Genomic DNA, 19,919 nt, shown 5'->3' on the forward strand with positions numbered 1-19,919 from the left:
GTCGCCACTATCAACACGCGAATTGCAGAATTAGTGAAATTTTAATATCTTAAGTGTGGCCAAAGTATTTTTTATGGAGGTACTCATGCCGGGACGTTTCTCGCGCGACCTCACCATTCGTCAGCTGCGCGCGTTGACCGCCGTGCATGCGGCCGGCTCGATCACAGGCGCGGCCAACCGGCTCAACCTTACCCAGCCGGCGGTCACCCTGCAGCTTCGCAACCTGCAGGATCTTGCCGGCCTGCCCCTGATCCAGCGCACTGTTGAAGGCATGGCGTTGACGGATGCCGGCCGCACCGTTCTCGCGCTGGTCGAGCGTATCGAATCCGCGCTCGCCGACTGCGAGCAGTCGCTCGACATGATCGCGGGCAAGAACGGCGGGCGCGTCGCGATGGGCGCAGTCAGCACCGCCAAATATTTCGTGCCGTTCGCGATCGCGGCGTTCTCGCAACGCTTCCCGAAGATCGACGTGACGCTCAGAATCGGCAATCGCGAGGACATCCGCGATGCGCTACGCGGCTACGACCTCGATATCGCCGTGATGGGGCAGCCGCCAGCGGACATCGAGGTCGAGATGCGCCCGCTCGGCAGGCATCCGCACGTGATCATCGCCGCCGCCGATCACCGGCTCAATGGAAAGAAACGCGTCGCCGCGACTGATCTTGCCTTTGAGACCTTCATCACCCGCGAGCACGGCTCCGGCACGCGGCTGCTGATGGAGCAGTTCCTCCAGAAGCATCGGATCGAGCCCAAGGTCGGCATGGCCATGGACAGCAACGAGACCATCAAGCAGGCGGTGATGGCCGGGCTCGGCATCGCCTTCATCTCCCAGCACACCGTCTTCCACGAGTTGGAGGAAGGACGGCTGGTGGTGCTCGAGGTCGCGGGCCTGCCAGTGATGCGCCAATGGCACGCGATCCGCCGCGCCGACAAGATCCTGCTGCCGCCGGCGCAGGCGATGCTGGAGTTCCTCGGAAAGGAGGGATCGCGCTATTTGCCGAATGTGCGGTGAGGCCTGCCGCGCAACCGAGCCGTCATACGCGGGCTTGACCCGCGTATCCATCCATCTTCGCAAACGACTCATTGGAGATGGATGGCCGGGTCAAGCCCGGCCATGACGAGAGAATGCTGAGGCGTGACCTTAGACGTCGAAGAACACGGTCTCGTTGTCGCCCTGCAGGTGGATGTCGAGCACATAGGCCGGATTGGCAGCGCCCGCCTTGCGCTTGGCGATCAATGTCGCGCGGCGATCGGCCGGCACCAGCGCCAGCACGGGGTCGGCGGCGTTGGCCGTCTCATCATCGAAATAGATCCGCGTGTAGAGATGCAGCAGCATGCCGCGCGCATACACCGCGAGCAGGATGTGCGGCGCCTGCGGCTTGCCGTCGGGGTCGGGCACTTGCCCCGGCTTGATGGTGTCGAAGGAATAGCCGCCCTTGGCATCGGTGCCGACGCGGCCAAATCCCTTGAATGAGCTGTTCGGCAGCGCGCGGGCATCCTGCGGATCGGAGAACCGGCCCTGTGCGTCGGCCTGCCAGATCTCCAGCATGCAGTCCGGCACCGGCACGCCGTCGCCGTCGAACACCGTGCCCTCGACGCGGATGCGCTCGCCGGAAACGTCAGGGGTGATCAGGTTGTTGGTGAAGGCGTCGTTCCACGCGTACTCGCCGTTCGGCGTCAGGCCGTATTTGAAATACGGGCCGACCGTCTGCGATGGTGTGATGCCGTCCGGCCGCTGCTCGCTCACTGTTTATTCTCCATCGGCGTCGCGTTCCTGCCGCGCAGGACAATGTTGAAGCGGTAGCACAGCGCCCATTCCGGCTGGGTGTTTTCGAGATCGAACGAGGAGATCATCCGCGCGCGCGCCTTCTCGTCCGTCACCGAGTTGAAGATCGGATCGAACGGAAACAAGGGATCGCCCGGGAAATACATCTGCGTCACCAGGCGCGAGATGAAGGCATGGCCGAACACCGAGAAATGGATGTGGGCCGGGCGCCAGGCGTTGTGGTGATTGCCCCACGGGTAGGCGCCGGGCTTGATGGTGACGAACCTGTAATAGCCGCTCGCATCGGTCTGCGCGCGGCCGGCGCCGGTGAAGTTCGGATCGAGCGGCGCCGGATGCTGGTCGACGACATGGACGTAGCGGCCGCAGGCATTGGCTTGCCACAACTCCACCAGCGCGTGGGGCACGCCGCGGCCGTCCTCGTCGAGCACATGGCCGTGCACGATGATGCGTTCGCCAAGCGGCTCGCCCTTGTGCTGAATGGTGAGGTCGTGATCGTTCTCGCGCACTGTTTCGTGGCCATAGACCGGACCGGTCAGTTCGGAGAGCGTTTGCCGGATCGGGATCAACGGCTTTTGCGGCGAGCGCTTGACCGTCGAGCGATAGCCCGGCGACAGCCGCGGCGGGTGCGCCGCGAGCGATTGCAGCGGATAGAGCAAGGTCATGATGATTTCCTCCCTGGCGCTCCTTGCCGGTGAGCCAGCCGTCAGATCATTATAAGATATAACTAATCCGGAAAAGCGCTGTTTTGCTTTTCCGTCCCTCGTCCCGTCATTGCGAGCGCAGCGAAGCAATCCATTTCGCCATTTGCCGAGGCATGGATTGCTTGGTCGCGGAGCCTGTCATCGGGCCCGCCAAAGGCGGGACCCGTTGGCTCCTCGCAATGACGGAGAGAGGTCAGTTCAACTTCTCGATCGCCGCTGCAACGCCCTGGCCGACGCCGACGCACATGGTTGCCAAGGCAAGCTTCCCGCCCCGCTTTTCCATGCCATGCACCGCTGTCAAGACGAGCCGCGCGCCGCTCATGCCAAGCGGATGGCCGAGCGCGATCGCGCCGCCATGCGGGTTCACGAAGTCGGCATCCTCCTTGACCCCGAGCTGGCGCAGGCAGGCTATGCCCTGCGAGGCGAAGGCCTCATTGAGTTCGATCAAATCGAAATCAGTGATCTTGAGGCCGAGCCGCTCCATCAATTTGCGCGTCGCCGGCACCGGGCCGATGCCCATGATGCGCGGCGGCACCGCGGCCGAGGCGAGCCCGAGGATGCGCGCCCGCGGCGTCAATCCGTGCTTCTTCACGGCGGCCTCGGAGGCAAGGATCATCGCGGCGGCGCCGTCATTGACGCCGGAGGCGTTGCCGGCCGTCACCGTGCCGGGGTTGCGCACTACCGGCTTCAGCTTGGCGAGGCCTTCCAGCGTCGTCTCCGGACGTGGATGCTCGTCCTTGTCAACGGTAATGGGGCCCGCCTTGCCACCCGGCGCGGAGACCGGGGTGATCTCCTCGGCGAAATAGCCGGCCGCGATTGCGGCACCGGCGCGCTGCTGCGAGCGGATCGCGAACGCATCCTGGTCGGCGCGCGAAACCTGGAATTCCTCGGCGACGTTCTCGCCGGTCTCCGGCATCGCATCGACGCCATACTGCGCTTTCATCAGGGGATTGATGAAGCGCCAGCCGATCGTGGTGTCGAAGATTTCGGCCGAGCGCGAGAACGCTTCCGCCGCCTTGCCCATCACGAATGGCGCCCGCGTCATCGATTCGACACCGCCAGCAATCGCGAAATCGATCTCGCCGGCGCGGATGGCGCGGCCGGCCGCGCCGACCGCGTCGAGACCGGAGGCGCAAAGCCGGTTCAGCGTCTGGCCGGGAACCGACTCAGGCATGCCCGCGAGCAGCAGCGCCATGCGCGCAACATTGCGGTTGTCCTCGCCGGCCTGGTTGGCGCAGCCGAAAAAGACCTCATCCACCTGCGACCAGTCTAGGTTCGGATGCTTGGCCATCAGCGCCTTGATCGGGGTGGCAGCGAGATCGTCGGTGCGCACCTTGGCGAGTGAGCCGCCGAAGCGGCCGATCGGGGTCCGGACGGCATCGCAGATATACACATCACGCATTGATTTCTCTCCCTGATTGCCGCGGACTTGCGCGCTAGGCTTGGATTGATGGCGAGTTTTAGGAGCGGGTTAGCAGGAGGTCAATTGAGGCGGACGCGTCCCTCGCCCGCGTTGAAATGAGGTCGGGGGCGTGGAGAGGGTGGAAAACCCAATATCGCGGGGCAAAGCGGTGGGACGGGAGAGCGAAATTTTGTAGTTTCCGCCCCCTCATGACCGTCCAGCAGCCCATTCCCGTTCCATCCGAGGCGACACCGAGTGCGGAAACGCCCGCGCGCATCACGCCGATGATGGAACAGTACCTCGAAATCAAGTCCGCCAATCAGGGCCTGCTCCTGTTCTATCGAATGGGCGATTTCTACGAACTGTTCTTCGAGGACGCCGAGATCGCTTCAAAGACACTCGGCATTGTCCTGACCAAGCGCGGCAAGCATCAGGGTATGGACATCCCGATGTGCGGGGTGCCGGTGGAACGCGCCGAGGATTACCTGCACCGATTGATCGCGGCGGGCCACCGCGTCGCCGTGTGCGAGCAGAGCGAGGATCCGGCAACGGCGCGCGCCCGCGGCAACAAGAGCGTGGTGAAGCGCGACGTGGTGCGGCTGGTGACGCCGGGCACGCTGACCGAGGACACGCTACTCGATGCCCGCACCAACAATTACCTGCTCGCGATCGCCCGCGCCCGCGGCTCGTCCGGCGGCGACCGCATCGGGCTGGCCTGGATCGATATCTCGACCTCGGAATTCATGGTGACGGAGTGCTCAATCGCCGAGCTTCCGGCGACACTGGCGCGCATCAATCCGAATGAAGCCATCGTCACCGACGCGCTCTACAGCGACGTCGAGTTCGGGCCAGTGTTGCGCGAATTGCCGGCGGTGACGCCGCTTACTCGTGACGTCTTCGACGGCGCCACCGCCGAGCGGCGGCTGTGCGACTATTTCGCGGTCGCGACCATGGACGGCCTCGCCGCGATGTCGCGATTGGAAGCAACGGCCGCCGCGGCCGCCGTCACCTATATCGACCGTACGCAGGTTGGCAAACGCCCGCCGCTGTCACCACCCGCGCGCGAGGCAGTCGGCAACACCATGGCGATCGACCCGGCGACGCGCGCCAATCTCGAATTGACACGCACCTTGGCCGGCGAACGCCGCGGCTCGCTGCTCGATGCGATCGATTGCACTGTGACCGCCGCCGGCTCACGCCTGCTGGCACAGCGGCTCGCGGCGCCGCTCACCGACAGCACTGCGATCACGCGGCGGCTCGATGCCATCTCGGCCTTCGTCGCCGATAGTGCGGCACGTGAGGATATCCGCAGCGTGCTGCGCGCGGCGCCGGACATGTCGCGCGCGTTGGCACGGCTGTCGGTCGGCCGCGGCGGCCCGCGCGATCTCGCTGGGCTCCGCGACGGCATCCTGGCCGCCGATCAGGCCTTGGTGCGGCTGGCGCAGCTCGACCAGCCGCCGGCGGAAATCGTGGCCGTGATGGAGGCGCTGCGCCGTCCGTCGCGGGACTTGGCGCATGAGTTCGAGCGTGCGCTCGCCGAGCAATTGCCGCTGATCAAGCGCGACGGCGGTTTCGTCCGCGAAGGCTATGAGGCGGCGCTGGACGAGAGCCGCAACCTGCGCGACGCCTCGCGCCTCGTCGTCGCTTCGATGCAGGCGCGCTACGCCGAGGACACCGGCGTCAAGGCGCTCAAGATCCGCCATAACAACGTGCTCGGCTATTTCGTCGAGGTGACCGCGCAGCACGGCGACAAATTGATGACGCCGCCCTTGAACGCGACCTTCATCCATCGCCAGACGCTTGCCGGCCAGGTCCGCTTCACCACCTCCGAACTCGGCGAGATCGAAGCCAAGATCGCCAATGCCGGCGACCGCTCGCTCAATCTCGAGCTCGAGATCTTCGACCGGCTCTCCGCGATGGCACTCGCCGCAAGCGACGATCTGCGCGCCGCCGCGCTCGCCTTCGCACTGCTCGATGTCGCGACCGCGCTGGCAAAGCTCGCGGTCGACGAGAATTATGTGCGGCCCGAGGTCGATCATTCCCTGGGCTTTGCGATCGAAGGCGGCCGCCATCCGGTGGTCGAGCAGGCCTTGAAGCGCGACGGCCAGCCGTTCATCGCCAACGCCTGCGACCTGTCGCCAGGGCCGGCGCAGAAATCCGGACAGCTCTGGCTGCTCACCGGTCCGAACATGGCCGGCAAATCGACCTTCCTGCGCCAGAATGCGCTGATCGCGCTGCTCGCCCAGATCGGCAGCTATGTGCCGGCATCACGAGCGCGGATCGGCATCATCGATCGCCTGTTCTCCCGCGTCGGCGCGGCTGATGATCTCGCGCGCGGACGCTCGACCTTCATGGTCGAGATGGTCGAGACGGCGGCGATCCTCAACCAGGCCAGCGAGCGTTCGCTCGTGATCCTGGATGAGATCGGCCGCGGCACGGCCACCTTCGACGGTCTGTCGATCGCCTGGGCCGCGATCGAGCATCTGCACGAGAACAACCGCTGCCGTACGCTGTTCGCGACGCATTATCACGAGCTCACCGCGCTCTCGGCAAGACTGCCGCGGCTGTTCAACGCCACGGTGCGGGTGAAGGAATGGCAGGGCAATGTCGTGTTCCTGCATGAGGTGCTGCCGGGCTCGGCTGACCGCTCCTACGGCATCCAGGTGGCAAAGCTCGCAGGATTGCCGCCGGCCGTGATCAGCCGCGCAAAGTCCGTGCTGGCGAAACTGGAGGCGCAGGACCGCGGCCAGACCGCACGCGCTTTGGTCGACGACCTCCCGCTGTTCGCTGTCCCCTCCCGCGCCGCCGCCGAAGCCGCGCCGCCGAGCGAAGCGGAGCTGTTGGTGGAAGCCGTGAAGGCGCTGCACCCCGACGAGATGTCCCCGCGCGAGGCGCTGGAGGCGCTCTACGCGCTGAAGGCGAAACTGCCGAAGCAGTAGACACTGCCGTAGGGTGGGCAAAGCGCAGCGTGCCCACCGTCCACGTTCGGTGCAAGAAAGGTGGGCACGCTACGCTTTGCCCACCCTACGTTCGAAGCAATCGTCGCCGGCCATGCCACCACAGGCCGAGATTCCAGGTCACACAGGTGGCGAGCGCAAGACTCAGGCCGATCGCCGAGCCGAACTGCAGCGCGGCGAGGTGGAGCACCGCGACCGCAAGCCCAAATCCCATCAGGCCCCAGGCGCCGTTGGCGATCACGGCGGCCGTCGGCGGGCCGCCGATGCGCGGATGCAGGATCAGCATCATCGAGGTGAACACCACCGGAAACAGGGCGATGATGCCGCTGACCTGCGGGCCGACCCAGCCTGAGGACGTCACCACGATCGCGACCAATGTGGCGACCAGCGAGGCGCGCAGCGGGATGTCGTACCAGCGGCGCGTGATCAGCGGCATCTTCTTCACATGGCGGTAGCGCTGCAACAGCGGCACGCAGATCGCAAAGGTGATGACGTTCACGATCAGCCCGGCGGCAAGCGTCCAGTGAAACTGGCGGAAGATGGACGCGAGCAGGAGCCATACCGCGACGGCGGCGACCGTGCTGAGCAGCGCACTATGGCGCTGTGCCAGCACGACATAGGTCAGTCCAAGATAGATCGTCGCCGCGTTGATGGGCAGGCTGGCGAGCGCGCCCTCGGCGATGAACGCCGCATCATGGTCGAGCGCGAGGAAGACATAGGATGGCCCCGCCGAGATCGGCAGCGTTGCCACCAGCGCGCCGATCACTGGCCCCGAACGCTCGGTGATGATGGAGGCGGTCACGACAAAGGCGGCGGTAGTCGCCATGCGCAATAGCAGCGTCAGCAGGAAGATGAATTCGGGGGGCATCGGCGCCGAAGAATTTATTGCAGGATCGCCGTAGCGACGGCCGCTTTCACCTCTCCCATAGGGAGAGGTCGATTTGCGCAGCAAATCGGGTGAGGGGTTCAGGTCCCTCAAGGAAGCGAAGCCCCTCACCCGCGCCGGAGCCTGTCATCGGGCGCGCCTTCGGCGCGACCCGTTGGGCGCGACCTCTCCCTGTGGGAGAGGTAAGAGCAACGACATCACACCCGCTTCAACGAGACCGCGACCTGCGGGCCGTGCCTGATGGTCTGGTAGACCACGCAATAGCGCTCGGTGAGCTTCAAGAGGAGGTCGAGCTTGTCCTGCGGCGCGTCGGTGTCGACCTCGAAGCGCAGGCGGATCTCGGCGAAGCCGACCGGGGCCTCTTTGTCGACACCGAGCGTGCCGCGGAAATCGAGATCGCCCTCGGCGAACACGTTGCCGCTCTTGAGCGGCACTTCGATCGCCGTCGCCACTGATTTCAAGGTCACGCCGGCGCAAGCGACCAGCGCTTCCAGCAGCATGTCGCCGGAGCAGAGTTCCAGCCCGGAGCCACCGGTCGCTGGATGGAGGCCCGCGACCGCGAGGGCGCGGCCGGTTTCGACCTTGCAGGCGATGCCTTCGCTCTCGATCGAGCCTTTGGCTTTCAGCGTGATGACGGCGGTGGCGGGGTCGGCCTTGTAGCGTTCCTTGATCGGGGCTTGCAGCGCGCGGAGCTCGGTGGCGTCCATTGTTGTTCTCCCGGATTTTCTGCCTCCGGGTGTACTGCCTTATCGCACGGCTGTCACCACCACATCGCCTCGCCTGCATTCGCGGCCGCCTCGCTGTCAGGCACGTTGCGGTCGAGCGAACGATCGAGCGCCGTCAGCACGCGGCGCTTGAAATTGTCGAAATGTGCCGAACTTCGGTCGCGCGGCCGCGCCAGGTTGATCGCGATCTCCTCGAACAGCCGGCCCGGCCGCGGCCGCATCACCAGCACGCGGTCCGCCAGCACCACGGCCTCGTCGACGTCATGCGTCACCAGGATCAGCGTCGGGCGAGTGTCGGCCCAGAGGTCGAGCAAATGATCCTGCAGGTCGCGCCGGGTGAAGGCGTCGAGCGCGGAAAACGGCTCGTCGAGCAACAGCACCTCCGGCTGCGGCACCAAAGCGCGCGCGATCGCCACCCGCTGCGCCTGCCCGCCGGAAAGCTCGCGCGGCCAGGCATTGGCCTTGTCAGTGAGACCGACACGGGCCAGCGCGCGCGCCACCTTTTCACGCCGTGCATCGGCCGGCAGGTCTGACAGGCCAAAGCCGATATTGTCGGCGACGCTGAGCCATGGCAGCAGCCGCGGCTCCTGGAAGATGATGCCGATCTTGGCGTGCGGCGCGGTGATGGTGTCGCCATCGAGCGTCACCGTGCCCGACGTGGCGCGATCGAGCCCGGCGATGGCGCGGAGCAGCGTCGACTTGCCGCAACCGGAGCCGCCGATGATGGCGATGATTTCGCCCGGCTTGATCTCGGCAGAGAAGCGCGACAATGCATGGACCCCGTTGGGATAGGTCTTGCCGACCTTGTCGAGCGCGAGCATCAGGCGGCTCCGCGCTCGCGGCCGAAGGCGTCCTGCCAGCGCAGGAGCGGCGCGGTGGCGAGCTCGATCAGCCAGTCGGTAGTCTTGCCGAGGATCGCGAAGATCACGATCGCGGCGACGATCTGCGCCGGCTTGCCGAGCTGCTGGCCGTCGATCAGGAGATAGCCGAGCCCCTCGGAGGCGCCCATGAACTCGGCGGCAACCACGAACATCCAGCCCAGACCAAGGCCGACGCGGAGCGCCACCACGTAAGCCGGCAAGACCGCCGGCAACAGGATGCGCCGGATCATCGCCGGGCCCGAGAGGCGGAAGATGCGGCCGACCTCGACGATCTTGCGATCGACCGAGAGGATCGCGCCCATCACGCCGAGATAGACCGGGAAGAACACGCCGACCGCGATCAGCGCGACCTTCGAGGTTTCGAAAATGCCGAGCCAGAGGATGAACAGCGGCACCCAGGCGATCGAGGGGATCGCCCGCAGCGCCTGCACGGTCGGATCGAGCAGCCGCCGCGCCAGTCCCCAATAGCCGGAGACGGCGCCGAGCAGCGTGCCGGCGACGACGCCGAGCGCAAAGCCCGCGGCAACGCGAGAGAGTGTCGTGGTGATGTGCCGCGACAGCTCACCGCTTTTCGCCAGTTCCACGATCGTGGCGAAGACTTTCGTCGGCGGCGGCACCAGCCGGCCGTTGGAATAGCCGAGCCAGACCGCGAGCTCCCAGCCGAGGGCGAGACCCGCTGGCAGCAGCAGCCCGAGCGCGGGCCGCACAAAACGCGACAGCCGCACCGCCGCAGGCGGCATGGCGGCGTCGGGTTGTTCCAGCACTGGCACTTCAATGGTCATCGCCACGGCAAGAACCCTTTCCCGCGCCAGATTGCAAGGTGGGTATTCGTCGAGGCTTCGTAGCCCGAGTTTCGCTGCGCTCCACCCGGGCTACGGATCGTCAATTCGTCGGCAGAGGGACTTGGTCGTCGATCAGCGAATTCAGCACCGCCTTCACGTCGACCTTGGCATCGACCACGCCGGCCTGCTGCAGCGCGAGCCCTGCGGCGAGGATCGAATCGCGCTGCGGGGCGCCGATCCGGCTGTGGGTCAACTCGGTGCGCTCCTTGAGCTGCTTGTCGACCACGGCCTCCGGCAGCTTGGTTACGGCAATGAAGGTCTTCTTCAGCTCGTCGTAATTCGCCAGCGAATATTTGCGGGCCTCTTCGTAAGTAGCGAGCACGCGGCGCACGACGTCCGGGTGGTCCTTCAGGAACTGCTCGCGCACATTAAGGATGCCCCAGGTGTTGGCGTCCGCCTTGCGGAAGAACAATTTTGCGCCGTCCTCGACTTCGGCCTGCGCCATCATCGGATCGAGGCCGGCCCAGGCGTCGACATCGCCGCGGATTAGCGCGGTCTTGCCGTCGGCGTGCTGGAGCAGCACCGGCGTGATGTCCTTTTCGGAGAGGCCGGCATCAAGTAGTGCCCGCACCAGGAAGATGTGCGGATCGGTACCGCGGGTCACCGCGACGCGCTTGCCCTTGAGGTCGGCGACCGAGGCGATCTTAGAATCCTTGCCCGTGACCAGCGCGGTCCATTCGGGACGCGAATAGACATAGATCGACTTGATCGGGTTGCCGTTGATCTTGGCGACCAGCGCGGCCGAGCCCGCCGTCGAACCCAAATCGATCGATCCCGCGTTGAGGAATTCGAGCGCCTTGTTGGAGCCGGCGGATTGCACCCAGACGATGCTGATGCCGTCCTTGGCGAACTCCTTTTCCAGGAGCCCTTTCTGCTTCAGGACCAGCGAGACCGGATTGTAGGTCGCCCAGTCGATGCGTATCTCCTTGAGCGGCTCCGCCGCAAAACTTGCCGCGGGCGCAAGCGCCAAACCTGAAATCATCGCAGCCACAGTGCGCCGTGAAATCCGGACCATCCTCAGCCTCCAGGTACTGGAAAATCTTGTTAAAACGTCATTTCATCTCAATGAGTTAGGCCGCAAGTCAATGAGAAAATCCGGATCCTGAAGGCGGCAGCGCGAGAATGAATTTGCCCAAATCAACTGGAATTCAGCACAGAGTGATCGCGGGGCCACAATGTCCCGTGACAGCACAGGCGCCGTCCTTTATCGGGATAGACCATGGATAGTGTCGTGGCCGAACCCCGCTCGGAAGTGGATGACCGTTTCGATACCGCGCGGATCACCGCCGCGGTCGACGCGCTCGCCGAGAAACACGCGGGACGCGAGGACCAATTCCGCTCGGCCATGGCGCAACTGCTCAAGGCGGAACTGATCGCGGCACGCGCCACGGCACAGGCCGTACTGCTCAAGGACCGCCACGGCCGACGCTGCGCGGAGCGGCTCTGCATCGTGCAGGACGAGATCATCCGCATCCTCTATGCGGCGGCGACCAAGCACCTCTATCACTCGCCGATCCCCTCCGGCGAGGAGCGCATGGCAGTCGTCGCCACCGGCGGTTACGGCCGCGGCCTGATGGCGCCGGAATCCGACATCGATCTGTTGTTCATCCTGCCCTACAAGCAGACCGCCTGGGGCGAGCAGGTCGCCGAAGCGATCCTTTATTGCCTGTGGGACATGGGACTGAAGGTCGGCCACGCCACGCGCTCGGTCGACGAATCGATCCGCCAGGCGCGCGGCGACATGACGATCCGCACCGCGATCCTGGAAACGCGGTTCCTGACCGGCGACCGGCCGCTCTATGACGAACTGGTCGACCGCTTTGACAAGGACGTCGTGCAGGGCACCGCTGCCGAATTCGTCACCGCCAAGCTGGCCGAGCGCGAGGAGCGGCACCGCCGCGCCGGACAGTCGCGCTATCTGGTCGAGCCCAATGTCAAGGACGGCAAGGGCGGCCTGCGCGACCTGCACACGCTGTTCTGGATCGCGAAATACGTCTACCGCGTGCGCGAGACCGATGAATTGCTCGAACGCGGCGTGTTCGACGCGCAGGAATACCGCACCTTCCGCCGCTGCGCCGATTTCCTGTGGTCGGTGCGCTGCAACATCCATTTCTTCGCCGGCCGCGCCGAGGAGCGGCTGTCGTTCGACGTCCAGCGCGAGATCGCGGTCAGGCTCGGCTACACCTCGCATCCCGGGATGCAGGACGTCGAGCGCTTCATGAAGCATTACTTCCTGATCGCCAAGGATGTCGGCGACCTCACCGCGATCCTGTGCGCCAAGCTGGAGGAAGAGCAGAAGAAGCCGGCGCCGGTGCTGAGCCGCATGGTGGCGCGCCTGCGGCCCGGCAGCACCAAGCGGCGCGTGCCCGAGAGCGACGACTTCATCGTCGACAACAACCGCATCAACCTGGCCGCGCCCGACGTCTTCAAGCACGATCCGGTCAACCTGATCCGCATCTTCCGCCTGGCGCAGAAGAACAACCTCGCCTTCCATCCCGACGCGATGCGCACCGTGACGCGCTCGCTCAAGCTCGTGAACACGCAGCTTCGCGAAGACGCGGAAGCCAATCGGCTGTTCATGGAAATCCTGACGTCAGACAATGCCGAGATCGTGCTGCGGCGAATGAACGAGACCGGCGTGCTCGGTCACTTCATCCGCGCCTTCGGCAAGATCGTGTCGATGATGCAGTTCAACATGTACCACCACTACACGGTGGACGAGCATCTGATCCGCTGCATCGGCTTCCTGCAGGAGATCGAGCGCGGCGGCAATGACGAGTTCATTGTCGCCAGCGACCTGTTCCGCAAGATCCGCCCCGAGCATCGCCCGGTGCTCTATATCGCGACCCTTTTGCACGATATCGCCAAAGGCCGGCCCGAGGATCATTCGGTCGCCGGCGCGAAGGTGGCGCGACGGCTATGCCCCCGGCTCGGCTTCAGCAACGCCGACACCGAGCTCGTCGCGTGGCTGATCGAGGACCACCTGACGATGTCGACGGTCGCGCAGTCGCGCGATCTCTCCGACCGCAAGACGATCGAGAATTTTGCCGCCGTCGTGCAATCGGTCGAGCAGATGAAACTGCTCACGATCCTCACCACCGCCGACATCCGCGGCGTCGGCCCCGGCGTCTGGAACGGCTGGAAGGCGCAACTCCTGCGCACGCTCTATTACGAGACCGAGCCGGTGTTGACCGGCGGCTTCTCGGAAGTGAACCGCGCCCGCCGCATCGCGGTGGCGCAGGCCGAATTCCGGGCCGCCTTCACCGAATGGCCGGAGGCGGAGCTCAACGCCTATATCGAGCGGCACTATCCGGCGTACTGGCTCAAGGTCGAATTGCCGCGCAAGATCCGCCAGGCGCGCTTCATCCGCGCCAGCGAGCAGGCCGGGCACAAGCTTGCGATCAATGTCGGATTCGACGAGGCGCGCGGCGTCACCGAACTGACGATCTGGGCAACCGACCATCCCTGGCTGTTGTCGATCATCGCCGGTGCCTGCGCTTCCGCTGGCGCCAATATCGTCGACGCCCAGATCTACACCACGACCGACGGCCGCGCGCTCGACACCATCGCGATCTCCCGCGAATACGACCGCGACGAGGATGAAGGCCGCCGCGCCACCCGGATCGGCGAGATGATCGAGGACGTGCTGGAAGGCAAATTGCGCCTGCCCGAGGCGATGGCACGCCGCGCCGTCCATCGCAGCAGCGGCAACAAGGTGAAGGCGTTCACCGTCGAGCCCGAAGTGACGATCAACAACCAGTGGTCGGACCGCTACACCGTGATCGAGGTTTCCGGCCTCGACCGACCCGGCCTGCTGTACCAGCTCACCACCGCGATCTCGAAGCTCAACCTCAATATCGCCTCCGCCCATGTCGCGACCTTCGGCGAGCGCGCCCGCGACGTGTTCTATGTCACCGACCTCCTGGGCGCGCAGATCACTGCGCCGACCCGGCAGGCCGCGATCAAGAGTGCGCTGTTGCACCTGCTGGCCGACGAGAACGCGGCGGCCCAGCCGGCGGCCTGAACCTTCGCCGCGATTTTACGGAACCAGCAACCGGCTGACAGTTAAGCCTTTTATCCGATCAGCCAGCTTCAGGGTTGCCGCCTCAACGCCGCTGCCTTACCTAGAGCCTTGGTAAACCGTGGCTCTAGCCTTTTGTTTCGACGCGTTTTCTGGCGCGAACCGGTATCCACCCTCGGATCAAGTCCGAGGGCATGCTTCGCTCGAAAACGCTATGGTAGGCTCATGAAATTCCTCGATGAAGCAAAGGTCTATATTCGCTCCGGCGACGGCGGCAACGGCTGCGTCGCGTTCCGGCGCGAGAAATTCATCGAGTTCGGCGGGCCCTCCGGGGGCAATGGCGGGCGCGGCGGCGACGTCATCATCGAGGCGGTCGACGGGCTGAACACGCTGATCGACTACCGCTACCAGCAGCATTTCAAGGCGCAAAAGGGCACCAATGGCATGGGCAAGGACCGCCATGGCGCCAATGGCAAGCCGATCGTGCTGAAGGTGCCGGTCGGAACCCAGGTGTTCGACGAGGACCGCGAGACGCTGATCTACGATTTCACCAAGCTCGGCGAGAAATTCGTGCTGGCCGAGGGGGGCAATGGCGGTTTCGGCAACGCGCATTTCAAGTCGTCCACCAACCGCGCCCCCCGCAATGCCAATCCCGGCCTGCCCGGCGAGGAACGCTGGATCTGGCTCCGCCTGAAACTGATCGCCGATGCGGGCCTGGTCGGACTGCCGAACGCCGGCAAATCGACCTTCCTGTCCGTGGTCAGCGCCGCCAAGCCGAAGATCGCGGACTATCCCTTCACCACGCTGCACCCGCAGCTCGGCGTCGTCAGCGCGCAGGGCCGCGAATTCGTGCTCGCCGACATCCCCGGGCTGATCGAGGGCGCGCATGAAGGCGCTGGCCTCGGCGACCGCTTCTTGGGCCATGTCGAGCGCTGCCGCGTGCTGTTGCACCTGATCGACGCCACCTGCGAGCATGCCGGCAAGGCCTACAAGACGGTACGTACCGAACTCGAGGCCTATGAGGGCCATCTCGCCGAGAAGATCGAGATCGTCGCGCTGAACAAGATCGACGCGGTCGCGCCGGACGAATTGAAGAAGCAGAAGGACCGGCTGAAACGGGCGGCCAAGAAAACGCCGCTGCTGGTCTCCGCCGCCACCGGCGAGGGCATTCCGGACGCGTTGAAGGCGCTGGTCGAGGTGATCGGCGAGGCGCCGGTGTCGGCCAAGGCCAAAGGCGGCACTGATGCCGAACCCTGGGCGCAACCGACGCCGCAGGGCTGATTCCAACGCTCTTTCCCGAGCGCCGCTTTCAAAGTAAGGGGTGGTGCGCATCCCTCCGCTGCTCTACTCCGACCGAACCCATGAAACGCCCCGCGCTCAATCGCTTTCGCCGTATCGTCGTCAAGGTCGGCTCATCGCTCCTGATCGATTCCGAGGCGGGCGAGGTCAAGTCGTCGTGGCTGTCTGCGCTCGCCGCCGACATCGCCAAGCTGCACCGGGAAGGCCGGGAGGTGTTGGTCGTCTCCTCCGGTTCGATCGCGCTCGGACGTAGCCAGTTGAAACTGCCGCGCGGGCCCCTCAAGCTCGAGGAGAGCCAGGGTGCAGCCGCCGTCGGGCAGATCGCGCTGGCACGGATCTGGTCGGAAGTGCTTGGCGATCACGGGATTCGTGCCGGGCAGATCCTGGTCACACTGCAGGATACCGAGGAGCGCCGCCGCTATCTGAATGCGCGCTCGACGATCGCCAAGCTCCTGGAATGGCGCGCGGTGCCCGTGATCAACGAGAACGACACGGTCGCCACCAACGAGATCCGCTATGGCGACAATGACCGCCTCGCCGCCCGCGTCGCTACGATGGCGAGCGCCGATCTCCTCGTCCTGCTGTCCGACATCGACGGCCTCTATGACGCTCCGCCGGCCGGCAACCCCAACGCAAAACTGATCCCGGTGGTCGAAAGCATCAGCGCGGAGATAGAGGCGATGGCGGGCGAGGCTGGATCCGAGCTGTCGCGCGGCGGCATGCGCACCAAGATCGAAGCGGCCAAGATCGCGACCACCGGCGGCACGCACATGCTGATCGCCTCCGGCAAGATCGAGCATCCGTTGCAGGCGATCGCGGACGGCGGGCGCTGCACCTGGTTCCTGACGCCGGCCAACCCGATCACAGCGCGTAAACGCTGGATCGCCGGCTCGCTGGAACCGAAGGGCACGCTGACCATCGACGCCGGCGCGGTGGCCGCGCTACGCGCCGGAAAGAGCCTGTTGCCGGCCGGCGTGATCCGGATCGACGGCCAGTTCGCCCGCGGCGACGCGGTGATCGTCCGTGGCCCCGATACCCATGAGATCGGCCGCGGCCTCGTCGCCTACGACGCAGAGGAGGCCGACAAGATCAAGGGGCGCTCCTCCCCCGACGTGATGGCCATCCTGGGCATCAGCGGCCGGGCGGAGATGATCCACCGCGACGATCTGGTGGTCGGCCCTGCAGGGGTTATTGCGGCCAAATAGGCCATTGGCCGAGCTCCTGCGGGCTTCCCGGCGGTTGGTGAAACCGACCCGGTTCGACCTGCCATGCCGGTTCCTCGCCTCGCCAAGGCCCCGATTTCCGTGCTAGACCATGGTCTTAACAGAACGCTGGGACACTCCATGACTGCGCCGCTGAAGGCGATCGACGGTAACGCCGATCTGCCGACCCTCATGAACGAACTCGCGACACAAGCGCGTGCCGCTGCGCGCGTGCTGGCGCTCGCGCCGCCCGAGCAGAAGAACAGGGCCCTTGCCGCGATCGAGCGTGCCATCCGCGAGAATGCACCGACCATCCTTGCCGCCAATGCCGAGGATGTCGCCGAGACGCGCGCGAGCGGTGCGACCTCGGCATTCGTCGACCGCTTGACGCTGACGCAGGCGCGCATCGAGGCGATGGCCGATGGCGTCGCCACCGTGCGCAACATTCCCGATCCGGTCGGCGCCGTCACCGAGAGCTGGCAGCGGCCTAACGGCATGACCATCGAACGTGTCCGCGTGCCGCTCGGCGTTATCGCCGTAATCTTCGAAAGCCGCCCCAATGTCGCGGCCGATGCCGGCGTGCTGTGCCTGAAATCCGGCAACGCCGTGATCCTGCGCGGCGGCTCCGACAGTTTCCGCTCCTGCCGCGCGATCCATGAGTGCCTGGCGCAGGGCCTGCGCGAGGCGGGTCTGCCGGAAGCCGCGATCACGCTAGTGCCGACCCGCGATCGCGCCGCGGTTGGGCTATTGCTCACCGGGTTGAACGGCGGCGTCGATGTGATCGTGCCGCGCGGCGGCAAGAGCCTGGTCGCGCGGGTGGAAGCCGAAGCGCGCGTGCCGGTGTTCGCCCATCTGGAGGGCGTCAACCACGTCTATGTCGACCGCTCCGCCAATCTCGATATGGCGAAGTCGATCGTGCTGAACGCCAAGATGCGGCGTCCCGGCGTCTGCGGCGCGGCCGAGACGCTTCTGGTCGACCGCGCCGGCGCCTCCGCCAGCCTGAAGCCGCTGGTCGAGATGCTGATCGATGCCGGCTGCGAAGTGCGCGGTGACGAGACGGTGCAACGCGTCGATGCCCGCGTGAAGCCGGCAGCCGAGGAAGACTGGGACACCGAATATGAGGACGCGATCATCGCGGCTCGAATCGTCGACGGCGTCGATGAAGCGATCGCGCATATCCACCAGCACGGCTCGCGGCATACCGATGCCGTCGTGACGGATGATAAGGCTGTTGCGGAGAAATTCCTCAATGAGGTCGACTCCGCGATCGTGCTGCACAACGCCTCGACCCAGTTCGCCGACGGCGGCGAGTTCGGCTTCGGCGCGGAGATCGGGATAGCCACCGGCAAATTCCACGCCCGCGGGCCGGTCGGCGCCGAGCAACTGACGAGCTTCAAGTATCGCATCCACGGCACCGGACAGACACGGCCGTGAAGCCAAACTTGTGATCCCATTGAAGCCAGCCCAGATCGCGTCGCCATCGGTCGCGCGGGCGCTTCCGTTCTACACCAACGGAATGCGCATCGGCCTGCTTGGCGGCTCCTTCAATCCGCCGCATGCAGCGCATCGCGCGATCAGCCAGTTCGCGCTCAAGCGGCTGCAGCTCGACCGCGTCTGGTGGCTGCTCACGCCCGGCAACCCGCTCAAGAGTCACGACGGCCTGCATGCGCTCGCCGAGCGCGCTGCAGCCGCACTGAAAGTGGCCGACGATCCTCGTATCGATGTGAGCTGTCTCGAAGCTGTCATCGGCACGCGCTACACTGTAGACACGATCATCCATTTGCGGCGCCGCGTCTCCGGCGTGCATTTTGTCTGGATCATGGGCGCCGATAACCTCGCGCAGTTCCACCGTTGGAAAGACTGGCGGCGCATCGCCTCCGATGTGCCGATCGCCGTGATCGACCGTCCGCCACAAAGTTTCCGCGCGCTCGCCGCGCCCGCCGCACAGGCGCTCGCCCGCTATCGTCTGCCCGAGAATCAGGCGCCCCGGCTGGCGGATCAGCGGGCGCCGGCCTGGGTCTTTCTCACTGGCATGAAATCCAATCTGTCTTCGACCGGCCTTCGGAACCCTGATGGGAGCTGGAGGACGGTCTAGCGCATGATCGAGGTGGATCATGCGGCAAGTGGCGTGGGGCTTACTGGAATATTGAAACCCTTAACCCCACATGCGTAGTATAGGCGGCGGGCACCGAGATTCGGCGTTCGCGATACAGTGAAAGGAATGGTCCCTGGCCACACCTGTATTGTCCAAGTCTGTTTTACCCAAGGCAGCCAACAAGGCAGCAAAACCTGCGCGTAAAACATCGACCCCGACAGCGGCCTTGAAGGCGCAAGGCGACGCCGACAAGACCCTGAATATGATCCTCTCCCGCCTCGACGATATGAAGGCGGAAGAAACGGTCACCATCGACCTTCGCGGCAAATCAGCATACTCCGACTACATGGTCATCACCTCGGGCCGGGCCAACCGGCACGTCGGTGCGATCGCGGAGAACGTCACGAAAGCCCTGAAGGAAAACGGCATCAGCAAAATCCATGTCGAAGGCTTGCCCAATTGCGACTGGGTGCTGATCGATTCCGGCGATGTGATCGTGCACGTGTTCAGGCCCGAGGTGCGCGAGTTCTACAATCTCGAGCGGTTGTGGACGCAAAGCCCGGTCGCGGCGGTCTAGATCTCTGAGCCGATGCAAATCGGCCGATGCGCATGCTAACATGCGTTAATGCGGTTAGTTGTCATCGCGATCGGCCGATTGAAGCAGGGCCCGGAGCGGGAACTGGCGGAGCGCTATCGCGAGCGCTTCGACGATATCGGTCGCAAGCTCGGCTTCCGCGGCCTGGACGTTCATGAAATTTCGGAAAGCCGTGCGCGCGACGCCGCCACAAGGATGGCCGAGGAAGCGGCGGCGATCTCGGCGCTGATCCCGGAAAAACACCTGCTCGTGGCGCTGGATGAGCGCGGCGAGAACGTCGACAGCGCGGCTTTTGCCGGGTATCTCGGGCGCTGGCGGGACCAATCGGTCGCCAACACTATTTTCGTCATCGGCGGCGCCGACGGACTTTCGCCTGATTTGCAGCGCAAGGCCAAGCTGCGCGTCGCATTCGGCGCGGCGACTTGGCCGCACCAGATGGTCCGGGTCATGCTTCTGGAACAGATTTATCGGGCGGCGACCATTTTGGCCGGCCACCCCTATCATCGCGCGTGAACCGTCAAGAGAAA

The 19,919-nt window shown here is 65.2% G+C and carries 17 protein-coding genes; 9 read left to right on the plus strand and 8 right to left on the minus strand.

Annotated elements, in window-relative coordinates; translation table 11 throughout:
- Positions 1-85: 85 nt before the first annotated feature.
- Positions 86-1,012, plus strand: coding sequence for a LysR family transcriptional regulator (locus tag ACZIRK_RS26060; protein WP_463328368.1), 927 nt, complete (start codon positions 86-88; stop codon positions 1,010-1,012).
- Positions 1,013-1,141: 129 nt separating this feature from the next.
- Here ACZIRK_RS26060 and pcaG read toward each other — a convergent pair whose 3' ends face one another.
- The 3 genes from pcaG to pcaF all read right to left on the minus strand — a co-directional run bounded on the left by pcaG (position 1,142) and on the right by pcaF (position 3,889).
- Complete coding sequence (gene pcaG / locus ACZIRK_RS26065; RefSeq protein ID WP_463328369.1) at positions 1,142-1,747, minus strand: protocatechuate 3,4-dioxygenase subunit alpha; 606 nt, start codon at positions 1,745-1,747, stop codon at positions 1,142-1,144.
- Entirely contained in the window at positions 1,744-2,448 is a 705-nt protein-coding gene (gene pcaH / locus ACZIRK_RS26070; protein ID WP_130225364.1) for a protocatechuate 3,4-dioxygenase subunit beta, read from the minus strand. Before pcaH ends, pcaG begins: the two co-directional genes overlap by 4 nt.
- A 232-nt stretch (positions 2,449-2,680) precedes the next feature.
- Positions 2,681-3,889: a 3-oxoadipyl-CoA thiolase gene (gene pcaF, locus ACZIRK_RS26075; RefSeq protein ID WP_028167987.1), complete on the minus strand. Its 1,209-nt coding sequence runs from the start codon at positions 3,887-3,889 to the stop codon at positions 2,681-2,683.
- A 209-nt stretch (positions 3,890-4,098) separates the two neighbouring features.
- Between pcaF and mutS the strand changes: the two genes are divergently transcribed.
- Positions 4,099-6,828 (plus strand): DNA mismatch repair protein MutS, encoded by a 2,730-nt coding sequence (mutS, locus tag ACZIRK_RS26080; protein WP_463328370.1) that lies wholly within the window; start codon positions 4,099-4,101, stop codon positions 6,826-6,828.
- Between the two features lie 85 nt (positions 6,829-6,913).
- Here the strand turns inward: mutS and ACZIRK_RS26085 are convergent, their stop codons facing one another.
- The 5 genes from ACZIRK_RS26085 to ACZIRK_RS26105 form a co-directional block, all read right to left on the minus strand.
- On the minus strand, positions 6,914-7,714 hold the full coding sequence (locus tag ACZIRK_RS26085) for a hypothetical protein (protein WP_130225363.1): 801 nt from the start codon (positions 7,712-7,714) through the stop codon (positions 6,914-6,916).
- 215 nt (positions 7,715-7,929) lie between these two features.
- Entirely contained in the window at positions 7,930-8,439 is a 510-nt protein-coding gene (locus ACZIRK_RS26090; RefSeq protein WP_130225362.1) for an OsmC family protein, read from the minus strand.
- A gap of 53 nt (positions 8,440-8,492) precedes the next feature.
- The gene (locus ACZIRK_RS26095) at positions 8,493-9,278 is read right to left on the minus strand and encodes an ABC transporter ATP-binding protein (RefSeq protein ID WP_463328371.1); all 786 of its coding nucleotides are present in this window, start codon (positions 9,276-9,278) and stop codon (positions 8,493-8,495) included.
- Positions 9,278-10,120, minus strand: coding sequence for an ABC transporter permease (locus ACZIRK_RS26100; protein WP_130225388.1), 843 nt, complete (start codon positions 10,118-10,120; stop codon positions 9,278-9,280). Before ACZIRK_RS26100 ends, ACZIRK_RS26095 begins: the two co-directional genes overlap by 1 nt.
- A gap of 100 nt (positions 10,121-10,220) precedes the next feature.
- Positions 10,221-11,195, minus strand: a complete 975-nt coding sequence (locus ACZIRK_RS26105) for an aliphatic sulfonate ABC transporter substrate-binding protein (RefSeq protein WP_130225360.1) — start codon at positions 11,193-11,195, stop codon at positions 10,221-10,223.
- Between the two features lie 204 nt (positions 11,196-11,399).
- On the opposite strand from ACZIRK_RS26105, the gene ACZIRK_RS26110 reads away from it, so the two are divergent.
- The 7 genes from ACZIRK_RS26110 to rlmH all read left to right on the plus strand — a co-directional run bounded on the left by ACZIRK_RS26110 (position 11,400) and on the right by rlmH (position 19,905).
- Positions 11,400-14,204: a [protein-PII] uridylyltransferase gene (locus ACZIRK_RS26110; protein ID WP_130225359.1), complete on the plus strand. Its 2,805-nt coding sequence runs from the start codon at positions 11,400-11,402 to the stop codon at positions 14,202-14,204.
- Between the two features lie 222 nt (positions 14,205-14,426).
- Positions 14,427-15,482 carry a GTPase ObgE gene (gene obgE, locus ACZIRK_RS26115; RefSeq protein WP_028166271.1) on the plus strand — a complete coding sequence of 352 codons (1,056 nt, stop codon included), beginning with the start codon at positions 14,427-14,429 and terminating at the stop codon, positions 15,480-15,482.
- Positions 15,483-15,562: 80 nt separating this feature from the next.
- Positions 15,563-16,705: a glutamate 5-kinase gene (gene proB, locus ACZIRK_RS26120; protein ID WP_130225358.1), complete on the plus strand. Its 1,143-nt coding sequence runs from the start codon at positions 15,563-15,565 to the stop codon at positions 16,703-16,705.
- 138 nt (positions 16,706-16,843) lie between these two features.
- Entirely contained in the window at positions 16,844-18,136 is a 1,293-nt protein-coding gene (locus ACZIRK_RS26125) for a glutamate-5-semialdehyde dehydrogenase (protein WP_130225357.1), read from the plus strand.
- 19 nt (positions 18,137-18,155) lie between these two features.
- Entirely contained in the window at positions 18,156-18,797 is a 642-nt protein-coding gene (locus ACZIRK_RS26130; RefSeq protein ID WP_130225356.1) for a nicotinate-nucleotide adenylyltransferase, read from the plus strand.
- A gap of 226 nt (positions 18,798-19,023) precedes the next feature.
- Positions 19,024-19,374, plus strand: a complete 351-nt coding sequence (gene rsfS, locus ACZIRK_RS26135; RefSeq protein WP_028166267.1) for a ribosome silencing factor — start codon at positions 19,024-19,026, stop codon at positions 19,372-19,374.
- Positions 19,375-19,422: 48 nt separating this feature from the next.
- Positions 19,423-19,905 carry a 23S rRNA (pseudouridine(1915)-N(3))-methyltransferase RlmH gene (gene rlmH / locus ACZIRK_RS26140; RefSeq protein WP_130225355.1) on the plus strand — a complete coding sequence of 161 codons (483 nt, stop codon included), beginning with the start codon at positions 19,423-19,425 and terminating at the stop codon, positions 19,903-19,905.
- Positions 19,906-19,919: the final 14 nt, after the last annotated feature.

The organism is Bradyrhizobium sp. Leo114, from assembly GCF_055229415.2.